Source organism: Nonomuraea sp. NPDC023979 (assembly GCF_040639085.1).
Lineage (GTDB): Bacteria > Actinomycetota > Actinomycetes > Streptosporangiales > Streptosporangiaceae > Nonomuraea > Nonomuraea ceibae.
The window spans coordinates 17,379-39,427 of sequence record NZ_JBEZZG010000045.1 but is presented as its reverse complement, the minus strand read 5'-3'; the positions used below and the strand labels follow the sequence as shown (position 1 = coordinate 39,427).

The window sequence follows — 22,049 nt, the reverse complement described above, 5'->3', positions numbered from 1 at the left end:
CGACTACTCCGGTTCCGGTGCGTAGAAGGCGGTCGTCGCCTCGGTGGCCGCCGCGACGAGCCCGGCGTCCGCGCCCGAGGCGAGGTACGCCTCGCCCCAGGCCCGGCTGCTGGCGACGATGGCGGCGCGCCCCTGTTCGGTCTCGTGGAAGTGCTCGTGGTCGGGGATCGGCAGGCCCGCCAGATGCATGGCGAGACCGAGCACGGACAGGTCCCAGCCCACCCCCACCGCGCCGGGGCCGTACCGCGACCAGAACTCCGCCGCCACGACGGCGGTGTGCGTCAGCTCGAAACGGGTGCCGTCGCCGTCGGGCGCCAGCGTCACCTCGACCTCCGAGGCGGGCGCGTCGCCGAAGACCCACGTCACCCTCAGCAGCTCGGGCGGCTCGCAGGCCAGGATCTCCCCGCCGGCGTTGCCCTCAAGCTGGTACGTGCCGCCCAGGCGCAGGTCGCCGCTGATCGGCAGCAGCCAGCGGCTGATCCGCTCGGCCGTCGTGAGGGCGTCCCACACGTCCTCGGCCGCGGCGTCGTAGTGACGGGACAGGACGACGGACTTGGTCTCGCCCTTCTCGGTCACCGCGCGGTGGGCGCGGGTGACCTCGTCGATGATGTTCATGCGGACTCTTCCTTCGTGGTGGGCCCGGGCGTGGTCGGCTCGGGCGGGCCGGCGGCGCGGCGGGCGCGCTTGCCGCGGGCCAGCTCCGTCGCCAGGGCGTCGAGGCGCTGGCTCCAGAAACCGCGGAAGCGCTCCAGCCACCGGTCGACCTCGCGCAGCGGCTCCGGGTCGACGGCGTAGAGCCGCCGGGTGCCCTCGGCGCGCACGGTGGCGAAGCCGTTGTCGCGCAGCACCTTGAGATGCTGCGAGACGGCCGGCTGGGAGATGCCGTGCTCGCGCTGGATGACGGCGGTGACCTCGCCGGAGCTGCGCTCACCGTCGGCGAGCAGCTCCAGGATCCGGCGCCGGACCGGGTCACCGAGTACGTCGAATGCATGCACGACCTCACTATTTCAGTCGCAGCTTATATAAGTCAAACCCGGTATAATGTGGCGGGCTAGGGTCGGAGCGTGCAGGACGTCGAGGAGGCCGTCACCCGGGCGTTCCAGGAGGAATGGGGGCGCGTCGTCGCCACCGTCATCCGCATGACCGGCGACTGGGACCTGGCCGAGGAATGCGCCCAGGACGCCTTCGCGCAGGCGCTGCGCCACTGGCCCCGCGACGGCGTCCCGCGCAGGCCTGGCGCGTGGCTGACCACCGCCGCCCGCAACCGCGCCACCGACCGGCTGCGCCGCGAGGCAGTCGGGGCGGCCAAACTCCGCCAGGCCGCCCTGCTCGCCCCGCAGTCCGAGCCGGACGGCGACGGCGGCGACGCCGACGACAGCGGCGTGCCCGACGACCGGCTGCGGCTGATGTTCACCTGCTGCCACCCGGCGCTGCCGTTCGAACAGCGGGTGGCGCTCACCCTGCGCACCCTCGCCGGGCTCACCACGGCGGAGATCGCGCGGGCCTTCCTGGTGTCGGAGGAGGCCATGTCGCAGCGGCTGGTACGCGCCAAGCGCAGGATCCGCCAGGCCGGCATCCCCTACCGGGTGCCGCCCGCCCACCTGCTCCCCGAACGGACGCGTTCCGTCCTGGGCGTGCTCTACCTGCTGTTCAACGAGGGCTACTCCGCCAGCGGCGGCGACGACCTCGTCCGGCGCGGGCTCAGCGGCGAGGCCGTCCGCCTGGCCCGGCTGCTCACCGGACTGCTGCCCGGCAAGCCCGAGGCCAAGGGGCTGCTCGCGCTCATGCTGCTGCACGACGCCCGCGCCGCCACCCGCACCGGGCCCGACGGCGCGCTGGTGCCCCTGGAGGAACAGGACCGCTCCCGCTGGGACGCCGACCGCATCGGCGAAGGCGTCCGGCTGCTGGAGGACGCCCTGCGCCAGGGGCGGGCCGGGCCCTACCAGATCCAGGCCGCCATCGCCGCCTGCCACGGCACCGCCCCCACGGCCGCCGACACCGACTGGCCCCAGATCGCCGCCCTGTACGACCGGCTCGCCCGGCTCGTGCCCTCCCCGGTGGTCGAGCTGAACCGGGCGGTCGCCATCGGCATGGCCGAAGGGCCCGCGGCCGGGCTCGCGCTCGCCGACCGGCTGCGCGAGTCCGGCGCGCTCGCGGGCTACCACCTGCTGCCCGCCACCCGCGCCGACCTCCTCCGCCGCCTCGGCCGCCCCGGCGAGGCAGCCGACGCCTACCGCGAAGCCCTCAGCTCCGCGCCGACCACCCCCGAACGCCGCTACCTGACCCGCCGCCTGAACGAAGTCCGCGCCCAGCAGGACACCACCCGAACGGCCTGACACCGCCCACCAGGGCGACGCCGCCGGGTGGTCGGTGGCCGGTGGAAGGGCCGGTGTCGTGGGGGGTCAGCGGGGGCGGGTGGCGATGATCACGGTGGCGGCCCATGCGTCGGAGCGGGCGACGCGCGGCGCCAGGCCGTGGCGGGCGACGGCCTCCAGGGCGGGCGGGACCTGGCGGTCGCTGGTCTCGAACAGCAGATGCCCGCCCGGGGCGAGCCAGCCGGGCGCCCCGGCGGCCACCCGGCGCAGCACGTCCAGCCCGTCGGCGCCGCCGTCGAGCGCGAGCCGCGCCTCGTGCAGCCGCGCCTCGGCGGGCAGCAGCCCGATCTCCCCGGTCGGCACGTACGGCACGTTGGCCAGCAGCAGCCCGATCCGCCCGCGCAGGTCCGGGGGCAGCGGCTCGTACAGGTCGCCCTCGTGGACGCGGTCGGCGGGCAGGTTGCGGCGGGCGCAGGCGACGGCGGCCGGGTCGAGGTCGGCGGCGTGCAGCTCGGTGCCCGGGACGGCGGCGACCAGGGCGGCGCCGAGCGCGCCGGTGCCGCAGCACAGGTCGACGGCCACCGTGCCGGGTGCGGCGAGGGCGATCGCCTGCTCGACGAGGAACTCGGTGCGCGGGCGCGGCACGAAGACGCCGGCGTCGACGGCGACGCGCAGGCCGCGGAACTCGGCCCAGCCGAGGACGTGTTCGAGGGGCTCGCCGGCGGCGCGGCGCTCGACGAGGGCGTCGAGCGCGGCGGGGGTGCGGGCCGCGCCGGCGAGCAGGCGGGCCTCGTCTTCGGCGAAGACGCAGCCTGCGGCACGGAGGCGGGCGACGACGGCGGGCGGAGAGAGTGACATGAGCGCCTTTCGGGATGAACGGGGCGCTCTCCCGGTCGCCTCAGGAACGGCGGGCCGCGTGAGGTGAGAGCACCCGGACGGAACAAGCGGGAATGGGTCTCACCTCCTCGAATTTCGGCTGCGACACTATCGGAGCCCCGCGGAGCCCGGCAAACCGGTCAGCTCTTTGGCGGCGGTGCGGATCTCGTGCAGCAGCACCGCCAGGTCGTCCTCGGTGGTGGCGGGGCTCAGGACGCAGGCGCGCAGCGCGTCGGCGCCGCCCAGCCGGGTGCCGGTGAGGAACGTGACCCCGCGCCGCTGCACGGCCGCCGGGAGGGCGCGGTTCACCAGGTCGGGATCGCCTGAGCCCGGGCGGTAGCGGAAGGCGGCGATGGAGGTGACGACGGGCGCCATCAGCTCGAAGTCGGCGGCGTCCTCGACCATCGCGCCGAGCGTGCGGGCCAGCCGGGTGGTGTGGCCGACCAGGCGCTCGATGCCGTCGCGGCCAAGGTGCGACATCGTCGCCCACGTCTTCAGCGCGCGGAACGGCCGCGTCTGCTCGGGCCCGTACTCGGCGAACCAGCCCAGCTCGTCGGCGTTCTCGTCCACCAGGTACGACGGGACGAGGCTGAAGGCGGCACGCGCCTCGGCGGGGTCGCGCAGCAGCGCGCAGCCGCAGCCGACGGGGACGCCGAGCCACTTGTGCGGGTCGAGGGCGAGCGAGTCGGCCAGCTCGAGACCGGCGAAGGCGGACGGGTCGGCCAGCACGCCGAGCGCCCCGTAGGCGCCGTCGACGTGGAACCAGAGCCCGTGCTCGGCGGCGACGGCCGCGATGTCGGCGAGCGGGTCGACGGCGCCGCTGTTGACGGTGCCCGCGCTCGCCGCCACGCAGAACGGCCGCAGCCCGGCCGCCACGTCCTCGGCGACCATCGAGCGCAGCGCGGCCACGTCCATCCGGTAGGCGGCGTCGACCGGGACGGTGCGGATGCGCCGGGAGCCGATGCCGAGCAGTTCGGCGGCCTTGCGCAGGCAGCTGTGCCCTTCGGCGGACACGTACACGACCATCGGCGGGCGGCCGGACAGGCCCTCCTCGCGCACGTCCCAGCCGTCGGCGAGGGCGGCGCGCTGCCGGGCGGTGGCCAGGCAGATGATCGTCGCCATGGAGGCGCCGCTGGTCAGCAGCCCGCCGCCGGGCCGGTGCGGGAAGCCGACGAGGCCGGCCAGCCAGCGCACGACCGTGCGCTCCAGCAGCGGGCCGGCGTGGTCGCCGCCCGCGCAGCTCGGGTTGAGCGCGGCGGCCAGCGGCTCGACGAGCACGCCGGCCGGGTTGGGCGGCGAGTTGACCCAGCCGAAGAAGCGCGGGTGCCCGTTGCCCATCGGGTAGGGCAGCACCCGGGCGCGGACGTCGTCGAGCAGTTCGTCGAGGCCGCGCCCGGTCCCGGGCAGGTCCTGGCCGGTGAGCCAGAGGCGGTCGGCGTCGGCGACGGGCCGCCAGACGGGCTCCTCGCGGAGGCCGCCGAGGTGGTCGGCGGCGAGGCCGGCGGCCCGGCCCGCGGCGTGGCGCAGCTCATCCAAGGTGGGTCTCCGTTCGCTGGTCGTGGTGCGTGACGGCGGGCCCGCCCAGCTCCATGGCCAGGTAGTACACGCAGTCGGTGGCGTCGTCGTCGTTGGCGAAGGCGTGGCGGCGGTCGCCCGGGTAGTAGGCCGAGTCGCCGGCGCGCAGCACGTGGGCCCGGTCGTAGACGGTCAGGCGCAGGCTGCCGGACTCGACGGCGACGTACTCGCGCGAGCCTGGCGCGTGCGCGGCGAACTCCCCCGCGTCGACGCCCGGCCCGATCGTGGTGCGCATGAACTCGAACTCCACGTTCGGCAGCACCGGTGACAGCACCCGGCGCTCCCATCCGGACGGGTCGCGCACCACGCGCTGCTCGGCGTGCCGCAGCACGGCCGGCACCTCGCGGACGGGCTCGTCGAGCAGCCGCGCGATCGACGTGCCGAGGGCGGTGGCCAGCCGGTCCAGGACGAGCACGCTGGGGGTCTTGGCGCCCCGTTCGACCTCGGAGACCATGCTGCGGCTGATGCTGCTGAGCTCGGCCAGCCGGTCGATGGACAGCCCGCGGGCTCGGCGCTCGGCGCGGACGCGGGCGCCGAGCTCGGCCATCGACAGGCCGGTGGAGAGAACGCCATCCATGTTGTCCACTATAGGGGTGGTTTGTCCGCGATAGTGGTGATGTTGACAGCTGAGGTGAGGCCGCGTGTAATGATCCGGCAGGTCGCGTGTCGTCGCCCGGTGGACGGCGGGGGCATGGAGGCCGTGACAGCAGGGGGACGATACCGTGACTTCACAGCTCACAGGCAGCGCCTGATCCGACCGCGCCCGCGCGCCCCCTCATCACCGGCATTCCCGCACGCCTGACAGAGAGCTTCAGCATGTCCAACGGCTTCAACCAGTCCATCATCGACCAGTTCCGCGCCAGCAACGGCAGGGTCGGCCCGCCCTTCGAAGGGGCCCGCCTCATCCTGCTCACCACCACCGGGGCCAGGAGCGGCGCCCGCCACACCACCCCGCTCGGCTACCTCGCCGACGAGGGCAACAGCCGGATCTTCGTCATCGCCTCGGCCGGCGGCTCGCCCCGCCACCCCGCCTGGTTCCACAACATCCTGGCCGACCCGCGCGTCACCGTCGAGGACGGCGCGTTCACGTACGAGGCCACCGCGGTCGTCCTGGACGGCGCCGAGCGCGACGAGATCTTCGCCCGCGCCGTCGAGGCCGACCCCGCCTGGGCCGACTACGAGACGAAGTCCGGGCGCACGCTGCCCGTCGTCGCCCTCACCCAGACCGCCGGCGGCCCGCCCGACCTGCGCGGCGGCGACTTCCTCAAGGTCGTCCACGACGCCTTCCGCCGCGAGCTCGCGCTGATCCGCGAGGAGGTGGCCGAGTCGGGCGCCGGCCTGGGCGCGCAACTGCGCATCAACTGCCTCAACCTGTGCCAGGGGCTGCACTTCCATCACACGATGGAGGACACGCGCATGTTCCCGCACCTCGACGGCGCCCGCCCCGACCTCGCCCCCGTGCTGGCCCGGCTCCGCGAGGAGCACCGCGTCATCCAGGAGCTCGTGGACGAGCTGCAGAAGGTCGTCGCGAGCGGCGGCGGCGACGTGCTCGCCGAGGTCGAGCGCCTCACCGCCGAGCTGGAGGCCCACCTCGACTACGAGGAGGAACACCTCGTCCCCGTGCTGAACGGCGGCTGATCAGCCCGCGTAACGCCGCAGCCCCGGCGCGGCCCGCGCGATCAGGGCCACCGCCGCCACCGTGAGCAGCCCGCCGGCGCAGATCGTCACCTGCGGCCCGTACGCGGCCGCGGCGGTCCCGTGCAGCAGGTTGCCGATCTGCGGACCGCCGACGAGCACGACCGTGAGCGAGCCCTGGACCCGGCCGCGCACGGCGTCGTCGGTGTGCGCCTGGGTGATGGCGTTGCGGAACGTGCTGAGCAGGAAGCTGGCGGCGCCGCCGAGCAGCAGCGCCGCCAGCGCCTGCCACAGCTGCCCGGCCAGGCCGAGCAGCACCACCGTCACCCCCCACACGGCGGCGGCCCACGCCATCAGCGCGCCCTGCCGCCGCGCCCGGGTGAACGTCCCCGACAGCAGCCCCGCCGCGAACACCCCCGCCGGGTAGGCCGCGTAGAGCAGCCCCAGCTCCACGCCGCCGCCCGCCGGGCCGCCGTGCACCGTGCCGGCCAGCTCGGGCAGGACCGCCGACGGCATCCCGAACACCATCGCGGCCAGGTCCACCGCCAGCACCGCCACCAGCACCCGGTTGCCCGCCAGGTAGCGGAACCCGGCCAGCACCTGGGCGGGCGTGGAGCCCCTGCCGCCCTCCGGAGCCGGGATCGGCGGCAGCCGGAACACCGCCCACACCACCGCCAGCAGCGCGAGCGCGTCGAACAGGTAGAGCGAGCCCAGCCCCGTCACCGGGATCAGCACGCCCGCCAGCAGCGGCCCGATCACCGAGCCGGAGTAGCGGGCCAGCGAGCTCAGGCTGTTCGCGGCGGCCAGCAGCCCGGCGGGCACCAGCCGGGGCACCACCGCGCCCGTCGTCACCATGATCGTCCCGAACGTGGCGCCCTGGCAGGCCACCAGCGCCAGCAGCACCGCGACCGACCTCAGCCCGGCGGCCTGCTGCGCCCACAGCCCCGCGTACGTCAGCGCCAGTCCGCAGTGCGCCGCCAGCAGCAGCCGCCGCCGGTCCATCACATCAGCCCGAGCCCCCGCCCACAGTGACGCCGTCACCAGCGCGCCGAACGACACCCCGGCCGCCGCGCCCACCGCCGCCGACGAGCCCGTCATCGCGAACAGCTGCGCCGGCACCGCCACCACGCTGAACGACCCGCCGACCGCGCACACCGCCGAGGCCGTCCACAGCCGCCGGAACGCCGGGACGGCCAGCGGCCGGCGGTCCAGCGTGAAGCGGCTCACAACGCCACCACGTCGGCCACGACGCACGCGATGTTGTCGGGCGCGCCCGCCGCGTACGCCAGGGCGAGCAGCGCGTCCAGGGCCGCCTCCGGGCCGTCGGCGCCCGCCAGCGCCGCGTGCAGGGAATCGGGCGCGACCACGGCCGACAGCCCGTCGGAGCACAGCAGGTAGCGGTCCCCGGCCTCGGCCGCGTGCAGCGACAGGTCCGGCTCCGTCCCGCCCTCCCCCGTCAGCGCGCGGGCCAGCATCGACCGGCTCGGGTGCGAGGCCGCCTCCTCCGGCGTCAGCCTGCCCTCGTCGACCATCGCCTGCACCAGCGTGTGATCGTGGGTGATCCGGAACATCTCGCCGCCGCGCAGCACGTACGCGCGCGTGTCGCCGACGTGCACCAGCGCCAGCCGTGACCCCGACCGCAGCAGCGCCGTCAGCGTGGTCGCCGGCCCGCGCGCGGACGCCTCACCCGGGCCGGCGAGCTCCTTGATCGCCTCACCGGCCCTGGCGACCGCGTCGGCGAGCGCGCCGAGCAGGTCCCCTTCCGGTACGGCCAGCGTCTCCAGCGGCTTGAGCGCCTCGATCGCCGCCGCGCTGGCCAGCTCGCCGCCCGGCCCGCGCACCCCGTCGGCCACCGCCAGCAGGCGGGCGCCCGCGTAGGCGGCGTCCTCGTTGCTGGTGCGCACCAGCCCGGACGCGGTCCTGGCCGCGTAACGGACGCCCACGGTGTGGTCGGCGGCGGCGCCCCCGCCGGACAGGTGGTCGACGAGGAACGTCGCCAGCCTGCCCCGGGCCGCCGTCTCGGCCTCCACCCGCGCCCAGTGATCGGCGACCGCCTCGGCGGCGGCGCCGGGCTCCAGGTCGCACACCTCGCGGATGCGGGCCAGCGGCATGCCCAGCCGCCGCAGCCAGGCGATCAGCCGGGCCCGCTCCACCTGGGCCGGATCGTAGAAGCGGTATCCCGACTCCCCGTCGACCAGGGCGGGCCGCAGCAGCCCGAGCTCGTCGTACAGCCGCAACGCCTTCGGCGACAGGCGCACGGCACGCGCGAACGCGCCGATCGTCAGTAGTTCCACATCGGACATGCTGGACCTTCCCCCAGGGGCAAAGTCCAGCGGGCCGTGGCGCTCAGATGGTCATCGTGGCCTGCCGGTCGGCCTGCCACTCGACCGTCACCACCGTGGCGTCGTCCTGGAGCCGGCCGCGCTGGTGGTCCAGGATCGAGTTGATCAGGCGGCGCAGCGTCTCGGGAGCCGACAGCCCGCCCGCCTCGTGGCGCACGATGAAGTCCACGAACCGCTCCAGCCCGAACTGCTCCCCGGCGGGGTTCTGCGCCTCGATGATCCCGTCGGTGTAGAGGAGCAGCCGGTCGCCGCGCTGCAGCTGATAGCGCTCCAGCCCCGACGACAGGCCCAGCCCGAACCCCATCGGCGGCGACGGCAGCTCGCTGTCGAGGCTGGCGACCAGCCGGCCGTCCCGCACCACCAGCGGCGGATGGTGGCCGCGGTTGATCCAGGTGAGCTCGCCGGTGTCCATGTCCAGGTCGGCCAGGATGCCGGTGGCGAACCGGGTGCGGCCGAACTGCTCGCCGATCGCCGCGTCGATCCCCTCGCTCGTGGCCAGCAGGTCCTTGCCGGCGAGCCGGCTGTTGCGGCAGGCGCCGATCGCCATCGTCGCCGTCAGCGTCGCCGACAGGTCGTGCCCCATCGCGTCGAAGATCGACACGTGCAGGTTGTCGCCCGCGATGCCGTAGTCGTAGGCGTCGCCGCCCACCTCGTAGGCCGGCTCCAGCGCGGCGCTGAACACCACCCGGTCGTTGGCGAAGCTGCCGTGCGGCAGCAGGTTCCACAGCACCTCGGCCGACAGCAGCATCGGCTCGCCGCGCACCAGCGCCGCCCACGAGTCGCTGGAGCCCCGCTTGCTCACCAGGATGAGCGCGACCAGCGAGGCGAGCTGCCTGGCCCGCCACTCGACGGTCTCGTCCACGGTCTGGACCGTGGCGCCGAGCACGCCGATACGCTCGGTGCCGTCGATCAGCGGCACCCACAGCTGCACGGCCGCCGGTTCGTCCTCGGCCTTGGCCCGCACGACCTCCACGTCGCGGAAGGACCGCCCCGGCATCGTGGTGTCGATCGACACCGGCGTCAGCGGCACGCCCCGGGCGTCCACCTGGCCCGGCAGCGGCACCAGCGTCAGCTGCCGCAGGTCGCACACGTACACCTTGGTGTGGGTGAAACCGGACAGGGCCGCGTGGCCGGCGATCAGGGGGACGGTGTCCTCCAGCGTGGCCGTGTGGCTGGCACGCAGGAGCCCGCCCAGCATGCGCTCGCCGTCGCTCAGCACCGTGCCGCCTCCCCTCCGACGAGCTCTTACCCGCGCGCGGGCGATCCTGCACCGGCCTCTCCCAGGAGGCCCCGACGCCTGTCGCAGCACCGGCTACGATCACCTGGTGCTCGCGTCCCTGCACCTGCTCGCCGGCGCCCCGGCAGCGGGCAAGACCACGCTGCTCCCCCACCTGCTCGACGCGGCGGACGGGCTGGTCGTGATCGACATGGACGAGCTCCTGGAGGACGGGAAGCTGATCGGCGTCCCCATCGCCGACCCCGCGGCGGCCCCCGCATGGCCGGCCTACGACCGCATGTGGGACCGCATCGTCACCATCGTCCGCCGGGCCGGGCACCCGGTGCTCCTGCTGTGCCCCGTGCCCGACCCGGCGAGCTCGCCCCGGGCGGGCGGTGGGCGCCGCCGGTGCGGTGGGCGTTGCTCGACTGCCCCGACGAGGTGCGGATGCGCCGGCTGGCGGCACGCGGCGCGCCCCCGGAGTGGACCGCCGGCGCGATGGCCGACGCCGCTCAGGGGCGCTCCCTCGCCACCACCGTCTTCACCGGCGACGGCGACCTCGCCGACCTGGCGGCGCGGGTTCTCGCGTGGGCCCGGGACGCGGAGCCTTCCATGCCGGCGCCCGGTGACGGAGAAAAGCCGCATGATCAGACGTTGACGTGACATGGACGATTCCGGGGACTTAGCCGGCAGCAGGCGGACGGGCGCGGGGGCGCGGGCGGTGGCCGGGCTGCTCCTGGTCGTGGCGGTCCTGCTCGGCCTGGTGGCGGGGCTGGGCGCGCTGTGGGCCGCCGCCGAGGCGAGCGGCAACCGGTACGTGGCGGTGACAGCGGCCGCACTGGCGCTGGCGGGCGTCACCTGGTGGCTGTGCCGGGCCGCGCTGCGCCGGGTCGCGGGCCCGCGGGTGCGGCGCTGGGCGCCGATCGCGGTCGCCGTCGTGGAACTGGCGGCCGTCGCCGTCCCCGTCGCGGGCCTGCTGTCCGGCGGGCCGCCGGACCGGCCGATCGCGGCCGCGCCCGGCACCCGCTACTGGGACCTGCCGACCGGCTCGCGCATCGCCTACACCCGCACCCCGGCCCGGGGCGAGCCCACGGGCATCCCGGCGATCCTCGTGCACGGCGGGCCCGGCGCGCCGGACCCCGACCGGCCGCTCCCGGCGCTCGCGCTCGCCGCCGAGGGCTTCGACGTGTACGCCTACCACCAGGTGGGCGCGGGCCTGTCCAGCCGCCTGCCCGACGCACGCGGCTACACGGTCGCCCGGCACGTCGCCGATCTGGACGCCGTCCGGGCCGCGATCGGCGCCGAGCGCGTCGTGCTGGTCGGAGCCTCCTGGGGCGGCACGCTCGTCGCCGCCTACCTGGCCGCGCACCCGGACCGGGCCGCCGCCGCGATCGTGGCCTCGCCGGGACCGATCTGGGCTCCGGCGTACCCCGGCAACCGGCACATGACGGAGAGCGGGCTACGCGACCAGAACCGGCTGCTGTGGGAGCACCACCCGCGCCTGCTGCTGGCCGCCGCGCTCGTCGAGGTCGCCGGGCCGCGCACCGCCCGCGCGCTGCTGCCGGACGAGACGATGGACGGCGAGTTCGGCTCCCTCGTCGGCGGCCTCGACCTGCGGGCGGGCTGCCCGGGGCAGCCGGTGCGGGAAAGGCCGCCGGGGGTGGGGTTCTGGGCCAACGTCATGACCGGCCGCGACGCCCGCCAGGTCGCCGACCCCCGGCCCGCGCTGCGCCGGGTCACCGCGCCCGTGCTGGTGCTGCGCGGCTCGTGCGACTACCTGGCGCCCGCGGTCGCCCGCGAGTACGCGGCCGTGCTGCCCGGCGCCGTCTTCCGCGCCGTCGAGGGTGCCGGCCACGCCATCCCCCTCGACCGGCCGGAGGAGTACCGCGAGCTGGTCACCGCGTTCCTGCGCGACCACCCTGCGCGCGGCAAGGGGGCCGGGGTCCTGGGGCCGGGCCGCCCGGCAGGTCACACGACGCGGATGACGATCTTGCCGCGTACGCCGCCCGTCTCCAGGGCCCGGTGGGCGGCCGCGATGCCGGAGAGCGGGAAGACCGTGTCCACGACCGGGCGGATCGCCCCGCTCTCCACGTAGCGGGTGAGATCGGCGAACAGCCGGTGCTTGGGGTTGCCGCTGAAGAACCGCATCCGGCGCGGCCCGTACACGGTCGAGGCGGCGATCGCGGCCAGCGACGCGAGCGGGCGGTCGATGTCGAAGGCGATGGCCACCATCCGCCCGCCCGGCGCGAGCAGCCGCCGGAAGTCGGGCAGGCGGGTGCCGACGGTGTCGAGGATCACGTCGAAGGGGCCGAGCGCGGCGGGCTCGGTGGTGGCGTAGTCCAGGGCCTCGTCGGCGCCGAGCTCGCGGACGAGATCCAGGCTGCGGGTCCCGGCGAGCGCGGTGACGTGCGCGCCGAGCGCCCGGCCGAGCTGGACGGCGACGCTGCCGACCCCGCCGCTCCCGCCCCGGACCAGCAGCCGCTCCCCCGCCCGCAGGCGTGCCTTGTCGCGCAGCGCGGTGATCGCGGTCGTGCCCACGCCGGGCAGGGCGGCGGCCTCGACCAGGTCCAGCCCGGCGGGCGCGAGCGCGAGCTGCCGGGGGCGGACGGCGACGTACTCGGCGGCGCTGCCGAAGGTGCGCGGCAGCCCGCCCCACACGCGGGTGCCCGGTGCGAGCCCGGAGACGCCGGGGCCGAGGGCGGCGACCTCGCCGGCGAAGTCGAGCCCGACACGTTTGGGGAATCCGCGCTCGATCGTGTCGGTCACCAGCCTGACCCGCCCGGCCCGGCCGTACGACTCGCCGCCGTTGACGCTGGCGGCGTGCACCCGCACCAGCACCTCGCCGGGGCCGGGCTCGGGGCGGGGCAGCGTGCCCTCGTAGAGCACCTCGGGGGGCCCGTAACGGTCGAAAAGAGCGGCGCGCATGTTCGTCATGGCTGGGAGGCTAGCCAGCTAACCGGACGCTACCGCCCACTTACGGGTAATGTGAGAGACATGTCCGACGGTTCGTCTCGGATGTTGCGCGCCGACGCCTCGCGCAACCGCGGCCGGATCCTGCGGGCCGCCCGCCACCTGTTCGCCACGCGCGGCATCGACGTGCCGATGGCGGCGATCGCCCGCCGGGCGGGGGTCGGCACGGCCACGCTCTACCGGCGTTTCCCCACGCGGGAGTCGCTGGTGACCGAGGTGTTCGCCGACCAGCTCGCGATGTGCGTGGGGGCGCTGAGCGAGGCGCTGGCCGACGACGACCCGTGGCGCGGCTTCCGCACGGCCGTGGAGAAGGTGTGCGCGATGCAGGTCGTCGACCGGGGGTTCACCGCCGCGTTCCTGACGGCCTTCCCGGGCGCGTTCGACCTGGAGCGCAAGCGCGCCGAGGCCGAGGACGAGCTGGCCGAGCTCATCCGGCGGGCCAAGGCCGCCGGCCGGCTGCGCGCCGATTTCGTCCTGGCGGATCTCATGCTGCTGCTCATGGCCAACGGCGCGGTGGTCGCCGGGGCAGGGGACGCGGCCGCGACGGCGTCGCGGCGGCTCGTCGCCTACTTCCTGCAGTCGTGGGAGGCCGGGCACGCGGGGCCGCTGCCGCCCCCGCCGGCGGAGCTGCGGTACGTGGGTTAGGCGCCGCTCTTGCGCTGCCGGTAGGCGCGCTGGCGGCAGGCCCGGGAGCAGTACGCGCGCGGCCGCCCCGATTCCGGCTGCTCCACCGGTTCACCGCACACCTGACACCGGGTTTCGTCACGCCTTTCGTCACGTCTGGCGGTGATGAGCAGCTCGATGCCGTCGAGCAACCGGGCCAGCCCGAACTCGAACGGGTCCTCCGGGTGGTCGTAGCCGCCCTCCTCCCACAGCCGGGTGAGCGTCGGATAGCGGTCCAGCCGGGCGAAGAGCGTGTCGCGCGAGCCCCACCACTCCTCCTCGCTCACGCCGCTGCTGCGCTCGGCGTGCGCGGTCTCGGCCAGCACCAGCGCCTCGGCGTCCACGAACCGGCCCACCAGCCCGACCGCGGCGATCATCTCGGCCGGGGTGAGCCCGGTGCCGGCGACCGTGCTCAGCATCGCGTCGTAGTAGGCCACCGCGTTGGGCCCGGGCACGTGCCTGCTGCCCCGGATCTCCGCCAGCCACGGATGGCGGCTGCGCAGCTCCCAGCCCTGCCGGGCGCACGACTCCAGCCGGGCCCGCCAGCCCTCCCCCTCGGGCGCCGGCAGCCCGGCCATCACCGCGTCGCGCATCAGGTCCACCAGGTGGGCGCGGCCGGGGACGTGCCGGTAGAGGGACATGGTGGTGAAGCCGAGGCGCTCGGCGACCTTGCGCATCGACAGCCCGGCCAGCCCTTCGGTGTCGGCGACCTCGACGGCGGCGCGGACGATCCGGCCCAGGCTCAGCCCGGCCCCCGGCCCCTCGTCCCACAGGAGCTCCACCCCGCGGTCCGGATCAACTGCTTCGCTCATGGTTTAGGGTATATACCCGTGTACGCCATAAACAACGAAATCCTGTACGTTTCCCCGCACGGCGACGACGCCGCCCCCGGCACCCTGGAGCGTCCCTTCGCCACCCTCGGCCGGGCCGTCGGCGCGGCCCGCGCGCTCACCGGCGACGTCGTCATCAGCCTGCGTGCCGGCACCCACACCCTCGCCGCCCCGCTCGAACTCACCGAGGACGACGCCCGCCTCACCGTCCAGCCCCACGGCTACGGCACCGCCGAGCAGGAGCAGGCCGTCATCAGCGGCGGCCGGGAGATCACCGGTCAGGTGGTCGGCGGCGTCTGGACGGCCGACGTCGGCGACCTCGACACCCGGCAGCTCTACGTCGAGACCGGAGGCGTCCTCCGCCGGGCCGAACGCGCCGGCATCGACGCCCTGCCCGGCGACGCCACCAGAACCGTCACGGGTTACGTCACGGACAGCCCGCTCGACTGGCACAGCCCCGCCGACGTCGAGTTCGTCTACCGGGGCGTCTACCCGTGGACCGAGGCCCGCATCGGCGTCGCCGAAGTCACCTCCGACGGCGAACGCACCCACGTCACGATGGCGCAGCCCGCCTTCGCCCGCGCCGTCGAGCTGTACAACTTCACCTGGGAGGAGCACACCCAGGAAGGCCCCGCGCTGCCCACCAGGATCGAGAACGACGCCGCCTTCCTCACCGAGCCCGGCACGTTCGTCCTCGACCGCTCCCGCCCCGGCCACCACGTGCTGCGCTACCTGCCCCGCCCCGGCGAGCGGCCCAGGATCGTCGCCCCCGCCCTGGAGACCCTGCTGCGCGTCACCGGCTCCCGCGACGTCACCTTCCGCGGCCTGACCTTCGCCGACGCCACCTGGCTGCGCCCCAGCGGCCCGGAAGGCTTCCTGCACTACCACGGCAACGGCCACTACGACGGCGGCCCGGTCGAGAAGGTCGTACTCGTCGAGGGGCAGGCGTGGGTCACGGTGCCGTCCCGCTCGGCGACGATCCCCGCCTGCGTGACCGTCGACGGCGGCGCCGACGTCCGCTTCGAGCGGTGCCGCTTCACCCGGCTGGGCGCCACCGCGCTCGGCCTGACCGGCGGCGAACGGCACGTCGTGCGCGGCTGCGACTTCGACACCCTGTCCGCCTCCGCCGTCAACGTCACCGGCGGCCACGACACCCTCATCGAGGACAACCTGGTACAGCACATCGGCCTCGACCACTCCGGCTCCCCCGGCATCGCCCTGCTCGGCACCGAACGCTGCACCGTCGCCCACAACCACGTCCGCGAGGTCCCGCACTGCGGCATCGTCGCCGGGCCGGGCCGCGGCACCCGGCTCCTGCGCAACCTCACCACCGGCACGATGAGCGTCCTGGCCGACGGCGGCGGCCTCTACCTGTCCGGCCCGCAGGGCAGCTCGCACGACGACGGCGCCCAGATCCGGGGCAACGTCGTCAAGGACACCCGCACCCCGTACAACTTCGGCCTCTACACCGACTACGGCGCCGCCTGGGTCACCGTCGAGGGGAACGTCGTCACCGGCGCCGACAGCACCGCCGTGCTGCAGGTGTCGCCGCCGCTGGAGAACGTCGTCTACCGGGGCAACTTCTGGGACGCCGACCCCGCCGGCAGCGACGCCGTCCCGGCCGGGGTCACCTACGAGGGCAACACCACGCTGGCGGAGGGCCTGGACGCGGCCACGGCCGAGATCCAGGCCCGCGCGGGGCTGCTGCGGCCCCGCGGCTGACCACACCAGGAGACGAAGGTCAGCTGCAGCCGCCGCGTCCGCAGATGGACCAGGCGCGCAGCTGGCCGTTCTCCCACAGGTCGACGAAGACCGCGGTGGCACCGCCCCGGACGTCGGCCTCCAGGGTGAAGCCGTGCCCGACGGTGCCGTTGCAGGCGCTCCTGACCTCGCGCGACACGATCGCGTCGTTCACGTAGGCGGTGTAGACGACGTCGCGGCAGCCGGAGGCGGCCCGCAGCTCGCCGCCGACCCGGACCGAGCGGTTGTACCAGATGAGGTTGCCCTTGACGTAGGAGTTGCCGTACTGGACGTCGTAGCGCGTTTGCGGGTAGTCGGCGGCCCGGGCCGCCGTGGTGGCTCCGGCCGTGAGGACGGCCGCCGTTCCGATCGCGAGAAGTGCCCGTGCGATGCGCATGTTCCCTCTCTTCCGATGCAGGACGTTCGCTCAGCAAGGACGATGGAACACGCGGCCGGGCCGGCCAAGGGGTGATCGCGGATGTTCGCCGGCCGTTGGCTCAGGGTTCGCCGCGCAGCCGGCTGCGCTGCACCTCCCGGGCCAGCGCGCGCCGCACCGACGCGGGGGCGGGGGCGGTGACGCGCGCGGGCAGGTCGAGGCCGCGGCTGATCCGGTCGTAGGCGGCCCGGCAGCCCGCGGGCAGCCGCTCCCGGTGCAGGCGCAGGTCCTCCTCCACGAGGCGGCGCAGCTCGTCGACGTGCTGGGGGGTGAAGCGCTTCCTGCCGCGCGCGACGGCGTGGACGTGACGGGCGCAGCGGGCGCCGTCGCACGTCTCGGCGATGTGCTCGGCCAGGCCCCACAGGCGGCCTTCGAGCCAGGGGACGTCGTGCTGGTCGAGCGTCAGGTCCAGCGGCGGACGCGGCTCGGCGGCCCGCAGCTTGGTGACGTGCTTGCTCACGGCGGGCTGGCTCATGCCGGTGAGCTGGGCGATCCGGTCCTGGGTCCAGCCGAGGCCGGCGAGGGTCACGATCATCTCGGCGCGGAGCCTGCGCATGTCGTCGCCCGCGCGGATGACGTCGTTCATGTCGGCGATCATCCGCCCGGCCTGCTCCTCGGTCAGCGTCATGCCACAGATCATAACTTGGTTGTATAAATCGGTTATATGCGTCAGAGTCCTGGGTCATGCCCACTTTCACCGCGCCGGACGGCACCCGGCTGGCCTACCGCACCTCCGGGACCGGCGACCCGCTCGTCTGCGTCCCGGGAGGCCCCACGGACGCCGGCTACCTCGGCGACCTCGGCGGCCTGTCCGCGCACCGGCGGCTCGTCCTGCTGGACCCGCGCGGCACCGGCCGCTCCGCCAGGCCCGCCGACCCCGCCTCCTACCGCTGCGACCGCCAGAGCGACGACCTCGAGGCCCTGCGTGAGCACCTCGGGCTCGACCGGCTCGACCTGCTCGGCCACTCCGGCGGCGCCAACGTCGCCGTGACCTACGCGGCCCGCCACCCCGCGAACGTCGGCAGGCTGGCCCTGATCACCCCCGGCTGCGCCGCCGCCGGCATCACCGTCACCGGCGCGACGCGGCGCGAGCTCGCCCTGCGCAGGAAGGCCGAGCCGTGGTTCCCCGCCGCGTTCGCCGCCCTGGAGGCGATCATCGAGGGCCGGGGCGGCGACCGCGACGCCATCACGCCCTTCCTGTGGGGCCGCTGGGACGCCGCCGCGCGCGAGCACCCCGCCTCCCGGCCGCCCGACCCGGCGATCGCCGCCGCCTTCGCGGCCGAGGGCGCCTTCGACCCGCCGCGCACCCGGGCCGCGCTCGCCGCCCGGCGCGGCCCGGTGCTGGTGCTGGCCGGCGAGCACGACCTGAACAGCCCCCCTCGGGCGACGGCCGAGTACGCCCGCCTGTTCCCCGCCGCCTCGCACGTCGTCCAGGCCGGGGCCGGCCACTACCCGTGGGTGGACGACCCCGGCCGGTTCGCCGAGGTCGTCGCGGCTTTCCTGCGCTGACCCGGCGCGGGGTGTCGATCCGGGCAGGAGTCATTCGTATAAGGGGTGAAGGAGGACAACATGCAGAAGTACCTGCTCAGCATCTACCAGCCCGACGGCGACCCGCCCCCGCCGGAGGTCCTGGAGCCGATCGTCCGCGACCTCGAGGCACTGAACGACGAGATGCGCGCTGCCGGGGCGTGGGTGTTCGCCGCCGGGCTGCACCCGCCGGGCACCGCCACCGTGCTGCGGCCCAAGAGCGGCGACGTGCTCATGACCGACGGCCCCTACACCGAGGGCAAGGAGCACCTCGGCGGGTTCACCGTCATCCAGGCGCCCGACCTGGACGCCGCCCTCGCCTGGGGGCGCCGGCTCGCCGCCGTCACCACGCTGCCGGTCGAGGTGCGTCCGTTCCAGTGAGCGTGGAGCGGGTGTTCGCCCAGGAGTACGGGCGCGCGGTCGCCGTCCTGGTCCGCGTCTTCGGCGACATCGACATCGCCGAGGACGCGGTCCAGGACGCCTTCACGGTCGCGGTGCGGCGCTGGCCCGCCGAAGGGACGCCGCCGAGCCCGGCCGGATGGATCATCACCACGGCCCGCAACCGCGCGGTCGACCGGCTGCGCCGCGAGGCCGCGCGGCAGGACAAGCACGCCCAGGCCGCGCTGCTGCACGCCGGTGACGCGCCGGCGGAGGAGGGACCCGTGCCCGACGACCGGCTCCGGCTGATCTTCACCTGCTGCCATCCCGCGCTGGCCAGGCCCGCCCAGGTCGCGCTCACGCTGCGGCTGCTGGGCGGGCTCAGCACGGCCGAGATCGCCCGGGCGTTCCTGGTGCCGGAGCCGACGATGGCCCAGCGCCTGGTCCGCGCCAAGGGCAAGATCCGTGACGCGCGGATCCCGTACCGGATCCCGCGCGAGGCCGACCTGCCCGAACGGCTGGAGCCCGTGCTGGCCGTCATCTACCTGATCTTCAACGAGGGCTACCTGCCCCGGTCCGGCGACCGGCTGGTGCGCGAGGAGCTGTGCGCCGAGGCGATCCGGCTCGGCCGGCTGCTGGCCGGGCTCATGCCGGACGAGCCGGAGGCGATCGGGCTGCTGGCGCTCATGCTGCTGCTGGAGTCGCGCCGCCCGGCCCGCACCGCGCCCGGCGGGACGCCGGTCCGCCTCGCCGACCAGGATCCCCGTCTGTGGGACCGCGCCCTGGCGGCCGAGGGCCGGGAACTGGTCCGGCGGTGCCTGCGCCGGGGGCGGCCGGGGCCGTACCAGATCCAGGCGGCGATCAACGCCGTGCACAGCGAGCCGCCGACGGACTGGCGGCAGGTGGTGGCGCTGTACGACCAGCTCATGGCGCTCGCGCCGAGCCCCGTCGTGGCGCTCAACCGGGCCGTCGCGGTGGCCGAGGTCGCCGGGCCCGGGGCGGCGCTCGCCCTGGTGGACGACCTGGACCTGGACGGCTACCACGTCTTCCACGCCGTACGGGCCGACCTGCTGCGCCGCCTGGGCCGGGACGCGGAGGCGGCACGGGAGTACGACGCGGCGCTCGCCGGCACGGGCAACGAGGCCGAACGCGCCTTCCTGCGCCGGGCCCGCGACCCTCTAGACTAGTCAAAGTTGATTAGAGGAGGGTGCGGCGATGTCGGCGATCCGGCTGCTGGTGCTGGGCGCGGTGCGGCTGCGCGGGCGCGCCCACGGCTATCAGGTGCGCAACGACCTGGAGTTCTGGGGGGCCGACCGGTGGGCCCACACGAAACCGGGCTCCATCTACCACGCGCTCAAGCAGATGGCCAAGCAGGGGCTGCTGCACGCGTACGAGACGGCGCCCAGCACCGCCGGCGGGCCGCCCCGCACCGAGTACGAGGTGACCGAGAAGGGCGCCGCCGAATACTTCTCGCTGCTGCGCCGGTCGCTGACCACGCCCGGCGAGAGCGACCTGCTGGCCGCCGGGGTCGGGTTCATGGTCGACCTGCCCCGGGAGGAGGTCGTCGCGCTGCTGCGGCAGCGGATCGCCGCACTGGAGGAGTGGCGCGGCTCCGTCACGGCCCACTACACGCCCGAGGACGGCCCCGGCCAGCACGGGCACATCGGCGAGATCATGCACATGTGGGTGACCGCCGCCGACGACGGCGTGCGCTGGACCGGTGACCTGATCGCCCGCGTCGAGGGCGGCGCGTACGCCTTCGCCGGGGAGGAGGGCGACCCGTTCGCCGGGACCCTCTCGCAGGAGGGCCCCGGCGAGGTCACCTGCTGAGGCCGCGGAAGCGGGCCGCCGCCATCGGGCAGGCGATCGCCAGCAGGACGAGCGGCCACAGCACGGCCAGCAGGTGGGCGTTCTCGGCGGCCCACGAGGTGCCGGCCACGCCCGGGTTGCCGAACAGGTCGCGCACCGCGGTGGCGCTGGCCGTCATCGGGTTCCAGTCGGCGATGGTGCCGAGCCAGCCGGGCATGGTCTCCGGCGAGGCGAACGCGCTGGAGCTGAACGCGACCGGCCACACCAGGATCTGCACGGCCATGACCAGGTCCGGCCTGCCGACGATCAGCCCGAGCCAGATGCCGCACCACAGCATCGCGAACCGCAGCAGGAGCAGCAGCCCGATCGCGGCGACCGCCTGGGAGGGCGTGCCGTGCCAGCGCCAGCCGATGGCCAGGCCGGCGCCGATCATGACGGCCAGGCCGGCGATCGACTCGAGCATGTCGGCGACGCCCCGGCCGACCAGCACCGCCGACGGCGCCATGGGCATCGACCGGAAGCGGTCGAGGACGCCCTTGCCGAGGTCCTGGGCGATCGCGGTCATCGTGCTCTCGAGCCCGAAGGCCATGGTCAGCACGAGCATGCCCGGGACCAGGAACTCCTTGTAGTCGCCGCCGCCCGCGACCTGCATGCCGCCGCCGATGAAGAAGGCGAACATCACCAGCATCATCACCGGGAAGGTCAGCGAGATCACCGCCCCCCACGGGTGGCGCGCCCAGCGGGCCAGCTCGCGCCGCGTCATGGTCCAGGAGTCGATCAGCCACCAGCGCAGGCTCATGAGCGCTCTCCCGTCAGATGCATGAACACCTCGTCCAGCGTGGGGCGGCGCACCGCCAGGTCCTCGGCCTCGATGCCGGCCTCGTGCAGGGCCCGCACCAGGTGGCTGAGGGCCGCCATCCGGTCGGCGACCGGCGCGCTGGCCCTGCGCCGGTCCTCGTCGAGCTCGACCGCGCCCGCGCCGGGCACCCCGGCCAGGACGCCGGCGACGGCCGGCAGCAGGGCGGCGTCGTGCACGACCACGTCGACGCGGTCGCCGCCGACCTTGGCCTTGAGCTCGTCGGCGGTGCCGTCGGCGATCACCCGGCCGTGGTCGATGACCGAGATCCGGTCGGCGAGCTGGTCGGCCTCCTCCAGGTACTGGGTGGTCAGCAGCACGGTGGTGCCGCCGCCGACCAGTGAGCGGACCGCGTTCCACACCTCGGTCCTGCCGCGCGGGTCGAGGCCGGTGGTCGGCTCGTCCAGGAACAGCACGCTCGGCTCGACGATGAGCGAGGCCGCCAGGTCCAGGCGGCGCCGCATGCCGCCGCTGTAGGCCTGGACGGGTTTGCGGCCGGTGTCGGCCAGCCCGAACCGCTCCAGCAGCTCGGCCGCCCGCGCCGCCGCCCGGCGCGCCCCCAGGTGGTAAAGGCGGCCGAACAGCTCGAGGTTCTGCCGCCCGGACAGGTCCTCGTCCACCGCCGCGCTCTGCCCGAGCAGCCCGATCCGCCGCCGCACCTCGGCCGGGCGCTCGGCCACGTCGATCCCGGCGACGCGCGCCCTGCCCTCCTCCACGCGCAGCAGCGTGGCCAGCGTGCGGACGAACGTGGTCTTGCCGGCCCCGTTGGGGCCGAGCACCCCGTGCACGGTGCCGCTCGGCACGGTCATCGTCAGTCCGTCGAGGGCCTTCTTCTCGCCGTACGTCTTCCGCAGCCCTTCCGCGACGATCGCAGGCACGTC

Annotated in this window: 23 protein-coding genes and 1 pseudogene; 10 read left to right on the top strand and 14 right to left on the bottom strand. The window is 75.0% G+C overall.

Translation table 11 applies throughout. The features are described 5' to 3' along the window. Positions 1-3: 3 nt before the first annotated feature. Together AB0G11_RS44220 and AB0G11_RS44215 are read right to left on the bottom strand one after the other, a co-directional pair. A complete protein-coding gene (locus tag AB0G11_RS44220) occupies positions 4-615 on the bottom strand; it encodes an SRPBCC family protein (RefSeq protein ID WP_357592895.1) in 612 nt (203 codons plus the stop codon). After that, complete coding sequence (locus tag AB0G11_RS44215) at positions 612-995, bottom strand: metalloregulator ArsR/SmtB family transcription factor (RefSeq protein ID WP_219514564.1); 384 nt, start codon at positions 993-995, stop codon at positions 612-614. Before AB0G11_RS44215 ends, AB0G11_RS44220 begins: the two co-directional genes overlap by 4 nt. Positions 996-1,064: 69 nt before the next feature. Between AB0G11_RS44215 and AB0G11_RS44210 the strand changes: the two genes are divergently transcribed. After that, positions 1,065-2,336: an RNA polymerase sigma factor gene (locus AB0G11_RS44210; RefSeq protein WP_357592893.1), complete on the top strand. Its 1,272-nt coding sequence runs from the start codon at positions 1,065-1,067 to the stop codon at positions 2,334-2,336. A gap of 66 nt (positions 2,337-2,402) precedes the next feature. Here AB0G11_RS44210 and AB0G11_RS44205 read toward each other — a convergent pair whose 3' ends face one another. The 3 genes from AB0G11_RS44205 to AB0G11_RS44195 form a co-directional block, all read right to left on the bottom strand. Further along, positions 2,403-3,173, bottom strand: coding sequence for a putative protein N(5)-glutamine methyltransferase (locus tag AB0G11_RS44205; protein ID WP_219514509.1), 771 nt, complete (start codon positions 3,171-3,173; stop codon positions 2,403-2,405). A 126-nt stretch (positions 3,174-3,299) separates the two neighbouring features. Next, on the bottom strand, positions 3,300-4,727 hold the full coding sequence (locus tag AB0G11_RS44200) for an aminotransferase class V-fold PLP-dependent enzyme (protein ID WP_219514506.1): 1,428 nt from the start codon (positions 4,725-4,727) through the stop codon (positions 3,300-3,302). Further along, positions 4,720-5,343 carry an XRE family transcriptional regulator gene (locus tag AB0G11_RS44195; RefSeq protein ID WP_357592891.1) on the bottom strand — a complete coding sequence of 208 codons (624 nt, stop codon included), beginning with the start codon at positions 5,341-5,343 and terminating at the stop codon, positions 4,720-4,722. Before AB0G11_RS44195 ends, AB0G11_RS44200 begins: the two co-directional genes overlap by 8 nt. A gap of 239 nt (positions 5,344-5,582) precedes the next feature. On the opposite strand from AB0G11_RS44195, the gene AB0G11_RS44190 reads away from it, so the two are divergent. Further along, positions 5,583-6,404, top strand: coding sequence for a nitroreductase/quinone reductase family protein (locus AB0G11_RS44190; RefSeq protein ID WP_357592889.1), 822 nt, complete (start codon positions 5,583-5,585; stop codon positions 6,402-6,404). Here the strand turns inward: AB0G11_RS44190 and AB0G11_RS44185 are convergent, their stop codons facing one another. Genes AB0G11_RS44185 through AB0G11_RS44175 form a run of 3 tightly spaced genes read right to left on the bottom strand, consistent with a single transcriptional unit; the run spans position 6,405 to position 9,962 of the window. Next, positions 6,405-7,628: an MFS transporter gene (locus AB0G11_RS44185; protein ID WP_357592887.1), complete on the bottom strand. Its 1,224-nt coding sequence runs from the start codon at positions 7,626-7,628 to the stop codon at positions 6,405-6,407. Continuing rightward, positions 7,625-8,695 carry a MerR family transcriptional regulator gene (locus tag AB0G11_RS44180; protein WP_308126117.1) on the bottom strand — a complete coding sequence of 357 codons (1,071 nt, stop codon included), beginning with the start codon at positions 8,693-8,695 and terminating at the stop codon, positions 7,625-7,627. The genes AB0G11_RS44185 and AB0G11_RS44180 overlap by 4 nt, the downstream gene beginning before the upstream one ends. Positions 8,696-8,747: 52 nt before the next feature. Continuing rightward, the gene (locus tag AB0G11_RS44175) at positions 8,748-9,962 is read right to left on the bottom strand and encodes a PP2C family protein-serine/threonine phosphatase (RefSeq protein WP_308126116.1); all 1,215 of its coding nucleotides are present in this window, start codon (positions 9,960-9,962) and stop codon (positions 8,748-8,750) included. A gap of 351 nt (positions 9,963-10,313) precedes the next feature. Between AB0G11_RS44175 and AB0G11_RS44170 the strand changes: the two genes are divergently transcribed. Next, positions 10,314-10,622 (top strand): hypothetical protein, encoded by a 309-nt coding sequence (locus AB0G11_RS44170; RefSeq protein WP_357592885.1) that lies wholly within the window; start codon positions 10,314-10,316, stop codon positions 10,620-10,622. A 1-nt stretch (position 10,623) separates the two neighbouring features. Then, positions 10,624-11,838 (top strand): annotated as a pseudogene (locus AB0G11_RS44165) (alpha/beta fold hydrolase); the annotation flags it as partial. An 89-nt stretch (positions 11,839-11,927) separates the two neighbouring features. Here AB0G11_RS44165 and AB0G11_RS44160 read toward each other — a convergent pair. Next, entirely contained in the window at positions 11,928-12,884 is a 957-nt protein-coding gene (locus AB0G11_RS44160) for an NAD(P)-dependent alcohol dehydrogenase (protein ID WP_219519839.1), read from the bottom strand. Between the two features lie 69 nt (positions 12,885-12,953). Here AB0G11_RS44160 and AB0G11_RS44155 point away from each other — a divergent pair, with 69 nt between their 5' ends. After that, entirely contained in the window at positions 12,954-13,574 is a 621-nt protein-coding gene (locus AB0G11_RS44155; protein ID WP_357592883.1) for a helix-turn-helix domain-containing protein, read from the top strand. Here AB0G11_RS44155 and AB0G11_RS44150 read toward each other — a convergent pair. Then, on the bottom strand, positions 13,571-14,404 hold the full coding sequence (locus AB0G11_RS44150; protein WP_357592881.1) for a TetR/AcrR family transcriptional regulator: 834 nt from the start codon (positions 14,402-14,404) through the stop codon (positions 13,571-13,573). The two genes, AB0G11_RS44155 and AB0G11_RS44150, sit on opposite strands and share 4 nt — an antisense overlap. 18 nt (positions 14,405-14,422) lie before the next feature. Between AB0G11_RS44150 and AB0G11_RS44145 the strand changes: the two genes are divergently transcribed. Next, positions 14,423-16,144 carry a right-handed parallel beta-helix repeat-containing protein gene (locus tag AB0G11_RS44145; protein ID WP_357592879.1) on the top strand — a complete coding sequence of 574 codons (1,722 nt, stop codon included), beginning with the start codon at positions 14,423-14,425 and terminating at the stop codon, positions 16,142-16,144. A 19-nt stretch (positions 16,145-16,163) separates the two neighbouring features. On the opposite strand, the gene AB0G11_RS44140 is transcribed toward AB0G11_RS44145, so the two are convergent. Both AB0G11_RS44140 and AB0G11_RS44135 read right to left on the bottom strand, forming a co-directional pair. Beyond that, the gene (locus AB0G11_RS44140) at positions 16,164-16,559 is read right to left on the bottom strand and encodes a hypothetical protein (protein WP_357592877.1); all 396 of its coding nucleotides are present in this window, start codon (positions 16,557-16,559) and stop codon (positions 16,164-16,166) included. Positions 16,560-16,659: 100 nt separating this feature from the next. Next, positions 16,660-17,226, bottom strand: coding sequence for a hypothetical protein (locus AB0G11_RS44135; RefSeq protein ID WP_219517711.1), 567 nt, complete (start codon positions 17,224-17,226; stop codon positions 16,660-16,662). A gap of 56 nt (positions 17,227-17,282) precedes the next feature. Between AB0G11_RS44135 and AB0G11_RS44130 the strand changes: the two genes are divergently transcribed. Genes AB0G11_RS44130 through AB0G11_RS44115 form a run of 4 tightly spaced genes read left to right on the top strand, consistent with a single transcriptional unit; the run spans position 17,283 to position 20,333 of the window. Continuing rightward, the gene (locus AB0G11_RS44130) at positions 17,283-18,107 is read left to right on the top strand and encodes an alpha/beta hydrolase (protein WP_219517710.1); all 825 of its coding nucleotides are present in this window, start codon (positions 17,283-17,285) and stop codon (positions 18,105-18,107) included. A gap of 60 nt (positions 18,108-18,167) precedes the next feature. Beyond that, positions 18,168-18,506 carry a YciI family protein gene (locus AB0G11_RS44125; RefSeq protein ID WP_219517708.1) on the top strand — a complete coding sequence of 113 codons (339 nt, stop codon included), beginning with the start codon at positions 18,168-18,170 and terminating at the stop codon, positions 18,504-18,506. After that, positions 18,503-19,690, top strand: a complete 1,188-nt coding sequence (locus AB0G11_RS44120; RefSeq protein WP_357592875.1) for a sigma-70 family RNA polymerase sigma factor — start codon at positions 18,503-18,505, stop codon at positions 19,688-19,690. Before AB0G11_RS44125 ends, AB0G11_RS44120 begins: the two co-directional genes overlap by 4 nt. Before the next feature lie 28 nt (positions 19,691-19,718). Next, positions 19,719-20,333: a PadR family transcriptional regulator gene (locus AB0G11_RS44115; protein WP_219517706.1), complete on the top strand. Its 615-nt coding sequence runs from the start codon at positions 19,719-19,721 to the stop codon at positions 20,331-20,333. On the opposite strand, the gene AB0G11_RS44110 is transcribed toward AB0G11_RS44115, so the two are convergent. Then, a complete protein-coding gene (locus AB0G11_RS44110) occupies positions 20,323-21,111 on the bottom strand; it encodes an ABC transporter permease (RefSeq protein WP_219517705.1) in 789 nt (262 codons plus the stop codon). The two genes, AB0G11_RS44115 and AB0G11_RS44110, sit on opposite strands and share 11 nt — an antisense overlap. After that, positions 21,108-22,046, bottom strand: coding sequence for an ATP-binding cassette domain-containing protein (locus AB0G11_RS44105; protein ID WP_308126185.1), 939 nt, complete (start codon positions 22,044-22,046; stop codon positions 21,108-21,110). Before AB0G11_RS44105 ends, AB0G11_RS44110 begins: the two co-directional genes overlap by 4 nt. Positions 22,047-22,049 lie beyond the last annotated feature (3 nt).

What these genes read in the sequence shown, in the direction of transcription:
- AB0G11_RS44220 (WP_357592895.1), bottom strand. Translation starts at nt 615, where the DNA reads ATGAACATCATCGACGAGGTCACCCGCGCCCACCGCGCGGTGACCGAG.
- AB0G11_RS44205 (WP_219514509.1), bottom strand. Translation starts at nt 3,173, where the DNA reads ATGTCACTCTCTCCGCCCGCCGTCGTCGCCCGCCTCCGTGCCGCAGGC.
- AB0G11_RS44195 (WP_357592891.1), bottom strand. Translation starts at nt 5,343, where the DNA reads ATGGATGGCGTTCTCTCCACCGGCCTGTCGATGGCCGAGCTCGGCGCC.
- AB0G11_RS44190 (WP_357592889.1), top strand. Translation starts at nt 5,583, where the DNA reads ATGTCCAACGGCTTCAACCAGTCCATCATCGACCAGTTCCGCGCCAGC.
- AB0G11_RS44160 (WP_219519839.1), bottom strand. Translation starts at nt 12,884, where the DNA reads ATGCGCGCCGCTCTTTTCGACCGTTACGGGCCCCCCGAGGTGCTCTAC.
- AB0G11_RS44155 (WP_357592883.1), top strand. Translation starts at nt 12,954, where the DNA reads ATGTCCGACGGTTCGTCTCGGATGTTGCGCGCCGACGCCTCGCGCAAC.
- AB0G11_RS44150 (WP_357592881.1), bottom strand. Translation starts at nt 14,404, where the DNA reads ATGAGCGAAGCAGTTGATCCGGACCGCGGGGTGGAGCTCCTGTGGGAC.
- AB0G11_RS44140 (WP_357592877.1), bottom strand. Translation starts at nt 16,559, where the DNA reads ATGCGCATCGCACGGGCACTTCTCGCGATCGGAACGGCGGCCGTCCTC.
- AB0G11_RS44135 (WP_219517711.1), bottom strand. Translation starts at nt 17,226, where the DNA reads ATGACGCTGACCGAGGAGCAGGCCGGGCGGATGATCGCCGACATGAAC.
- AB0G11_RS44130 (WP_219517710.1), top strand. Translation starts at nt 17,283, where the DNA reads ATGCCCACTTTCACCGCGCCGGACGGCACCCGGCTGGCCTACCGCACC.
- AB0G11_RS44125 (WP_219517708.1), top strand. Translation starts at nt 18,168, where the DNA reads ATGCAGAAGTACCTGCTCAGCATCTACCAGCCCGACGGCGACCCGCCC.
- AB0G11_RS44115 (WP_219517706.1), top strand. Translation starts at nt 19,719, where the DNA reads ATGTCGGCGATCCGGCTGCTGGTGCTGGGCGCGGTGCGGCTGCGCGGG.
- AB0G11_RS44110 (WP_219517705.1), bottom strand. Translation starts at nt 21,111, where the DNA reads ATGAGCCTGCGCTGGTGGCTGATCGACTCCTGGACCATGACGCGGCGC.